Below are 7,019 nucleotides of genomic sequence, written 5' to 3'. Positions count from 1 at the left end.
CCGGGGGGGGGGGGGGGGGGGGGCAAAGCACCCACCCGCCCAGCCCAGCGCAGCGCCTAGCAGCCGACCAGCCGCCCAGCCAGGTACCCCTCGATCTGGTCCAGCGACACCCGCTCCTGCTTCATCGAGTCGCGCTCACGCACCGTCACCGCGTTGTCGTCCAGCGTGTCGAAGTCGACCGTCACGCAGTACGGCGTGCCGATCTCGTCCTGGCGGCGGTAGCGGCGGCCGATGGCGCCCGCGTCGTCGAACTCGATGTTCCAGTGCTGGCGCAGGGTCTGGGCCAGGCCCTTGGCCTTCGGGGACAGCTCCGGGTTCCGGGACAGCGGCAGCACCGCGACCTTCACCGGGGCCAGACGGTGGTCCAGGCGCAGCACCGTGCGCTTCTCCATCTTGCCCTTGGCGTTGGGCGCCTCGTCCTCGACGTAGGCGTCCAGCAGGAACGCCAGCATCGCGCGGCCGACACCGGCCGCGGGCTCGATGACGTACGGCGTCCAGCGCTCGCCGGCCTCCTGGTCGAAGTAGACGAGGTCCTGGCCGGAGGCCTTGGAGTGCGCGGTGAGGTCGTAGTCGGTGCGGTTGGCGACGCCCTCCAGCTCGCCCCACTCGTTGCCGCCGAACTGGAAGCGGTACTCGATGTCAGCGGTGCGCTTGGAGTAGTGGGAGAGCTTCTCCTTCGGGTGCTCGTACCACCGCATGTTCTCCTCGCGCAGGCCCAGGCCGGTGTACCAGTTCCAGCGCTGCTCCATCCAGTACTCCTGCCACTTCTCGTCCTCGCCCGGCTTGACGAAGAACTCCATCTCCATCTGCTCGAACTCGCGGGTGCGGAAGATGAAGTTGCCGGGCGTGATCTCGTTGCGGAAGGACTTGCCCATCTGCGCGATGCCGAACGGCGGCTTCTTGCGCGAAGCGGTCTGCACCTGGGCGAAGTTGGTGAAGATGCCCTGGGCGGTCTCGGGGCGCAGGTAGGCGACGGAGCCGGTGTCCTGGGTCGGGCCGAGGTGGGTGGAGAGCAGGCCCGAGAACTGCTTGGGCTCGGTGAACTGGCCCTTGTTGCCGCAGTTGGGGCAGTTGACGTCCGCGAGGCCGTTCTCCGGCACACGGCCGTGCTTGGCCTCGTACGCCTCCTCCAGGTGGTCCGCGCGGAACCGCTTGTGGCAGGCGGTGCACTCGGTCAGCGGGTCCGTGAAGGTGGCGACGTGACCGGAGGCGACCCAGACCTCGGGGGCCAGGATCACGGACGAGTCGATACCGACCACGTCCTCGCGCGACGTCACCATGTAGCGCCACCACTGGCGCTTGAGGTTCTCCTTGAGCTCGACACCCAGCGGCCCGTAGTCCCAGGCGGCGCGCTGGCCGCCGTAGATCTCACTGCAGGGGAATACGAAGCCACGGCGCTTGCTCAGGCTGACGATGGTGTCGATCTTGTCGGCGGCCACGGTGCTCTCTTCATTACGACGACGGGCGACGAAGCGAGGCGCTTCACAGCGAATGCTTCAGGGTACCGGCGGGGGCTCCCCCTCAATCAAATCGGTGCCGGGTAAGGGCGCTGTTCGGGTCCTTCACGGCCTCCCACCGGGGCTTGTTGACAACGGTTTCCATGTTAGTTGAAAATGACTGTCATGAACGTACGACGACGCCTCATATCGGGGACCGCGGTCGCGGCGGCCACCGCCCTCGGTCTCGGAGCCCTCTCCGCCTGCTCCTCCAGCTCCGCGGCGGGCAACACGGACAAGTACGACGTCGTCGCGTCGTTCTATCCGATGGCCTTCCTCGCCGAGCGGATCGGCGGCGACCACGTCCACGTCACCAGTCTCACCCAGCCCGGCCAGGAGCCGCACGACCTGGAGATCAGCGCCCGGCAGACCGCGCAGCTCCAGGAGTCCGACGCCGTGCTCTACCTCAAGGGCCTGCAGCCCTCCGTGGACGACGCCGTCGCCCAGTCGGAGATCAGGACGAAGATCGACGCCGCCTCACTGACCACTCTGGAGGAGCACGGCAACGAGGTCGGCGGCCACGCCGCCGCGCACGACACCCACGAGGGCGAGGAGACCGGCGGCAAGGACCCGCACGTCTGGCTCGACCCGGTGCGTTACGCCCAGCTCGCCGAGGGCGTCGGCAAGGCGTTCGAGAAGGGCGACCCGGACCACGCGGCCGACTACCGGAAGAACACCGCGGCCCTGGTCAAGCAGCTCGACGAGCTGAACACCCGGTTCGAGGACGGCCTCGCGCACACCAGGACCAAGGTCTTCATCACCACCCACGCCGCCTTCGGCTACCTCGCCGAGCGCTACGGCCTGACCGAGGAGGCCATCAACGGCCTCGACCCGGAGTCCGAGCCCAGCGCCGCCCGGGTCAAGGACCTGGAGACGATGGCCAAGGCCGACGGCGTCACCACCGTCTTCTACGAGACGCTCGTCAGCGGCAGGACCGCGAAGACCATCGCCACGGACGCGGGCCTGAAGACGGACGTCCTCGACCCGATCGAAGGCATCACGAAGAAGTCCCGGGGCACCGACTACTTCTCGGTCCAGGAGGCCAACCTCAAGGCCCTTCAGCAGGCCCTGGGTGCGAAGTGACCAGCCAAGTGACCGGCACGGAGGACGACGTCATGGGCGATGACACGAGCGATGTCACGAGCGGTGTCACGAGCGGTGTCAGGGCCGAGCCCGTCGTGGCGATGCGCCGGGTGACCGCCGAACTCGGCTCGCGCCCCGTCCTGCGGGGCATCGACCTCACCGTGCGCCGCGGCGAGGTCGTCGCCCTGCTCGGCGCGAACGGCTCCGGCAAGTCCACGGCCGTGCGCAGCGTCATCGGCCAGGTGCCGGTGAGCGCCGGCGAGATCGAGCTCTTCGGCACCCCCCGGCACCGCTTCCGCGACTGGGCGCGCGTCGGCTACGTACCGCAGCGCACCACGGCCGCCGGCGGAGTCCCCGCGACGGTCACCGAGATCGTGTCGTCCGGACGGCTCTCCCGTACCCGCTTCGGCGTCTTCCGCAGGGCCGACCGGGCGGCCGTGCACCGGGCCCTGGAGCTGGTCGGCATGGCGGACCGGGCCAAGGACTCGGTGAACGCCCTGTCCGGCGGCCAGCACCAGCGGGTGCTGATCGCCCGCGCGCTCGCCGCCGACCCCGAGCTGCTGATCATGGACGAGCCGATGGCGGGCGTGGACCTGGCCAGCCAGGAGGTGCTGGCCCGCACGCTTCAGGAGCAGGTCGCCCAGGGCGCGACGGTCCTGCTGGTGCTGCACGAACTCGGCCCGCTGGAGCCGCTGATCGACCGGGCGGTGGTCCTGCGCGACGGCTGCGTCCTGCACGACGGCCCGCCGCCGAAGGCGGTCGGCCAGCACGCCCTCCCCGGCCACGACCATGTACACCCGCACGACGCCACGGGCGCCGATCCGATCCGCACGGGACTGCTGAGCTGATGGACCTGTTGAACTACGCCTTCATGCAGCGGGCGCTGCTGGCCGCCGTCCTGGTCGGCATCACCGCGCCGGCCGTCGGCATCTACCTCGTCCAGCGCCGCCAGGCCCTGATGGGCGACGGCATCGGCCACGTCGCGATGACGGGCGTCGGCCTCGGCTTCCTGCTGTCCACGTCCCCGGTGTGGATGGCGACGCTGGTGTCCGTGCTGGGCGCCGTCCTGATGGAGCTGATCCGCTGGTACGGCCGCACCCGCGGCGACATCGCCCTCGCCATGCTCTTCTACGGCGGCATGGCGGGCGGCGTCATGTTCATCAACCTCGCCCCCGGCGGCTCCAACGCCAACCTCACGTCGTATCTCTTCGGCTCCCTCTCGACGGTCTCGCAGTCGGACGTCGTGGCGATCTGCCTGCTGGCCGCCTTCGTCGTGCTGGTCACCCTGGGGCTGCGCCGCCAGCTGTTCGCGGTCAGCCAGGACGAGGAGTTCGCCCGGGTGACGGGGCTGCCGGTGCGCGCCCTGAACCTGCTGACGGCGGTGACGGCGGCGGTGACGGTGACGGTCGCGATGCGGGTGGTCGGCCTGCTGCTGGTCTCGGCGCTGATGGTCGTCCCGGTCGCGGCGGCCCAGCAGCTCAGCCGCAGCTTCGCCGCGACGTTCGCGATCGCCGTCGCCATCGGGGTGAGCGTCACCATCGGCGGCACGGTCACGTCGTACTACCAGGACGTGCCGCCCGGTGCGACGATCGTGCTGCTGACCATCGCGGCCTTCATCGTGCTCACCGCGCTCGCCACACCGCTGGCCCGGCGCCGCGCCCGGGCACTGGCTGCGGCACGTCCCGTCGGGGACCCGGCGGAGTGCGCGATTCCGGCCAGCCGGGGGGCCGGGGACGAGGTCGGCGTCTGACCCCGCACTGCCCGGGCTGGCACAATGGCCCGGGCAGACGCACATGTGCGCGCCAGCAGAAGGAGGCAACCGGTGACGACCGCTGGACCGCCCGTGAAGGGCCGCGCGACCCGGCAGCGGGCAGCCGTGGCGGCGGCCCTGGACGAGGTCGACGAGTTCCGCAGCGCGCAGGAGCTCCACGACATGCTCAAGCACAAGGGCGACTCGGTCGGCCTGACCACGGTCTACCGCACCCTCCAGTCCCTCGCCGACGCCGGCGAGGTCGACGTCCTGCGCACCTCCGACGGCGAGTCCGTCTACCGCCGCTGCTCCACCGGCGAACACCACCACCACCTGGTCTGCCGCGTCTGCGGCAAGGCCGTCGAGGTCGAGGGCCCGGCGGTGGAGAAGTGGGCGGAGTCGATCGCCGCGGAACACGGCTACGTCAACGTCGCCCACACGGTGGAGATCTTCGGCACCTGCGCGGACTGCGCCGCCGAAAGCAGCTGACGTTTCCTAGACGCGGGTCAGATGGCGGTCCAGGATCGCCCGCAGCCGGTCGGCGTCCGCCGGATCGGCCAGCCCGCTCTTGGGCAGCAGGGTCAGACAGCGCGCATTGCGGTCACCGCTGAACAAGGCGAACACCTCAGGGGTCTCCCGGTACACCGGCCGGGCGCCCCAGCCGTGCAGGACCGTGGTGTGCTCCGCACGGATCGTCACGCCGGCGTCCGTCACCGTCGCACGGCACGGCCCGATCAGGTCGGCCATCCGGGCCAGACTGCGCGCCTGCAACTGGGGTATCAAAGGGAGCCCGACACCGAAGTAGCACATGAGGATCAACGCGAACGCGTCCACCCGCCCGGCGGCCAGTCCGGCCGCGGAGATCAGCGCAAACGCGACGAACCCCAGTCCCATCGCCCCCGTCATCAGCCCGGCCGACCTGCTGACCTTCCGGCGCGCCCGCACCGCGGACGCGAAGTCCCGCACCTCGTGCCGGTACGTCAGCTCAACCGTCTCCCGGACGGCCTCCCGCCCCATGTCCATGACCATGAGGCGGGATCGTACCGCCGGTGATCAGTCCTCCTCGGTGCGGCCCTCCATGGCCAGCAGCTCCTCGTTCGGGATCGCGCCGCCGAACCGCCGGTCGCGGGAGGCGAATTCGACGCACGCCCGCCACAGGTCCCGCCGGTCGAAGTCCGGCCACAGCACGTCCTGGAAGACCATCTCGGCGTACGCGCTCTGCCAGAGCAGGTAGTTGGAGGTGCGCTGCTCGCCGCTCGGCCGCAGGAAGAGGTCCACGTCCGGCATGTCCGGGTAGTACAGGTACCTCTGGATCGTCTTCTCGCTGACCTTGGACGGGTCGAGGCGTCCCGCCCGCACGTCCTCCGCCATCGCCTTCGCCGCGTCGGCGATCTCGGCGCGCCCACCGTAGTTCATGCAGAAGTACAGCGTGAGCAGGTCGTTGCCCTTGGTCTGCTCCTGCGCGACCTGCAACTCCTTCGCGACCGACTTCCACAGCCTGGGCATACGGCCCACCCACCGCACCCGCACGCCGAGGTCGTCGAGCTGGTCGCGGGTCTTGCGGATGAAGTCGCGGTTGAAGTTCATCAGGAAGCGGACCTCGTCCGGCGAGCGCTTCCAGTTCTCGGTGGAGAAGGCGTAGAGGGAGATGTTCCGGACGCCGATCTCGATCGAGCCCTGGAGGACGTCGAGCACCCGCTCGGCACCCACCTTGTGCCCTTCGGTCCGGGGCAGGCCCCGCTCCTTGGCCCACCGCCCGTTGCCGTCCATGACGATGGCCACGTGGTTCGGCACCAGCTCGCCGGGGAGCTTGGGCGCACGCGCACCGGACGGGTGCGGCTCCGGCGCCCTGTACTCGCGCCGCTGGCGCCCCAGGATCCCGCGTACGACCATGTTGCTTCTCTCCTCGACCGTGCCGTGCCGTGCTTGTTTCTCTGCTTACTTCTCTACGTACCGCAGGGAGCGCAGCCCGCGCTCCAGATGCCAGTGCAGATAGGCGGAAACCAGTCCGCTGCCCTCGCGGACGTGGCGCGCCTCGCACGCGTCCGCCGTCTCCCAGTCTCCCGTAAGCAGCGCGCCCAGCAGTACCAGGGTCTGCGGCGACGGTACGACGCTGCCGGGCACCCGGCAGTCGGCGCAGACCGAGCCGCCGGAGGCCACCGAGAAGAACCGGTTGGGTCCGGGCATCCCGCATCTGGCGCAGTCGCCGAAGCTGGGCGCGTAGCCGTTGACGGCGAGCGAGCGCAGCAGGAACGCGTCGAGCACCAGGTGCGGGGCGTGCTCCCCGCGGGCGAGGGTGCGCAGGGCGCCCACGAGCAGCAGGTACTGCTGCACGGCCGGCTCGCCCTCGTGGTCGGTGAACCGCTCGGCGGTCTCCAGCATGGCCGTGCCGGCGGTGTAGCGGGCGTAGTCGGTGACGATTCCGCCACCGTAGGGAGCGATCGTCTCGCTCTGCGTGCACAGCGGCAGCCCGCGCCCGATCAGTTCACTGCCCCGCGCGAAGAACTGCACGTCGACGTGCGAGAACGGCTCCAGCCGCGCCCCGAACTTCGACTTGGTGCGCCGCACCCCGCGGGCCACGGCCCGCACCCGCCCGTGCCCGCGCGTGAGCAGCGTGATGATCCGGTCCGCCTCGCCCAGCTTCTGGGTGCGCAGCACGATGCCGTCGTCGCGGAACAGACTCATGTCCC

The 7,019-nt window shown here is 70.2% G+C and carries 8 protein-coding genes; 4 read left to right on the top strand and 4 right to left on the bottom strand.

What is annotated here, in order from left to right:
- Window positions 1–56: 56 nt before the first annotated feature.
- On the bottom strand, window positions 57–1,439 hold the full coding sequence (locus IE318_RS10670) for a glycine--tRNA ligase (protein WP_030173073.1): 1,383 nt from the start codon (window positions 1,437–1,439) through the stop codon (window positions 57–59).
- A 183-nt stretch (window positions 1,440–1,622) separates the two neighbouring features.
- Between IE318_RS10670 and IE318_RS10665 the strand changes: the two genes are divergently transcribed.
- The 4 genes from IE318_RS10665 (at window position 1,623) to IE318_RS10650 (ending at window position 4,818) form a co-directional block, all read left to right on the top strand.
- The gene (locus IE318_RS10665) at window positions 1,623–2,579 is read left to right on the top strand and encodes a metal ABC transporter substrate-binding protein (RefSeq protein WP_189898954.1); all 957 of its coding nucleotides are present in this window, start codon (window positions 1,623–1,625) and stop codon (window positions 2,577–2,579) included.
- Window positions 2,580–2,611: 32 nt separating this feature from the next.
- Window positions 2,612–3,427 (top strand): metal ABC transporter ATP-binding protein, encoded by an 816-nt coding sequence (locus IE318_RS10660; protein WP_189898952.1) that lies wholly within the window; start codon window positions 2,612–2,614, stop codon window positions 3,425–3,427.
- Window positions 3,427–4,329, top strand: a complete 903-nt coding sequence (locus IE318_RS10655) for a metal ABC transporter permease (RefSeq protein WP_189898950.1) — start codon at window positions 3,427–3,429, stop codon at window positions 4,327–4,329. The genes IE318_RS10660 and IE318_RS10655 overlap by 1 nt, the downstream gene beginning before the upstream one ends.
- A gap of 72 nt (window positions 4,330–4,401) precedes the next feature.
- Window positions 4,402–4,818 (top strand): Fur family transcriptional regulator, encoded by a 417-nt coding sequence (locus IE318_RS10650; RefSeq protein WP_189898948.1) that lies wholly within the window; start codon window positions 4,402–4,404, stop codon window positions 4,816–4,818.
- Window positions 4,819–4,824: 6 nt separating this feature from the next.
- On the opposite strand, the gene IE318_RS10645 is transcribed toward IE318_RS10650, so the two are convergent.
- The 3 genes from IE318_RS10645 to recO are packed head-to-tail and all read right to left on the bottom strand — an operon-like array spanning window position 4,825 to window position 7,014.
- Complete coding sequence (locus tag IE318_RS10645; protein ID WP_189898946.1) at window positions 4,825–5,358, bottom strand: YcxB family protein; 534 nt, start codon at window positions 5,356–5,358, stop codon at window positions 4,825–4,827.
- Window positions 5,359–5,382: 24 nt separating this feature from the next.
- The gene (locus tag IE318_RS10640; RefSeq protein WP_189898944.1) at window positions 5,383–6,222 is read right to left on the bottom strand and encodes an isoprenyl transferase; all 840 of its coding nucleotides are present in this window, start codon (window positions 6,220–6,222) and stop codon (window positions 5,383–5,385) included.
- Between the two features lie 45 nt (window positions 6,223–6,267).
- On the bottom strand, window positions 6,268–7,014 hold the full coding sequence (gene recO, locus IE318_RS10635) for a DNA repair protein RecO (protein ID WP_030173053.1): 747 nt from the start codon (window positions 7,012–7,014) through the stop codon (window positions 6,268–6,270).
- Window positions 7,015–7,019: the final 5 nt, after the last annotated feature.

This window comes from Streptomyces spiralis, from assembly GCF_014654675.1.
GTDB lineage: Bacteria > Actinomycetota > Actinomycetes > Streptomycetales > Streptomycetaceae > Streptomyces > Streptomyces spiralis.
The sequence above is the reverse complement of the archived record's forward strand: the minus strand, read 5'-3'. Positions and strand labels throughout refer to the sequence as shown.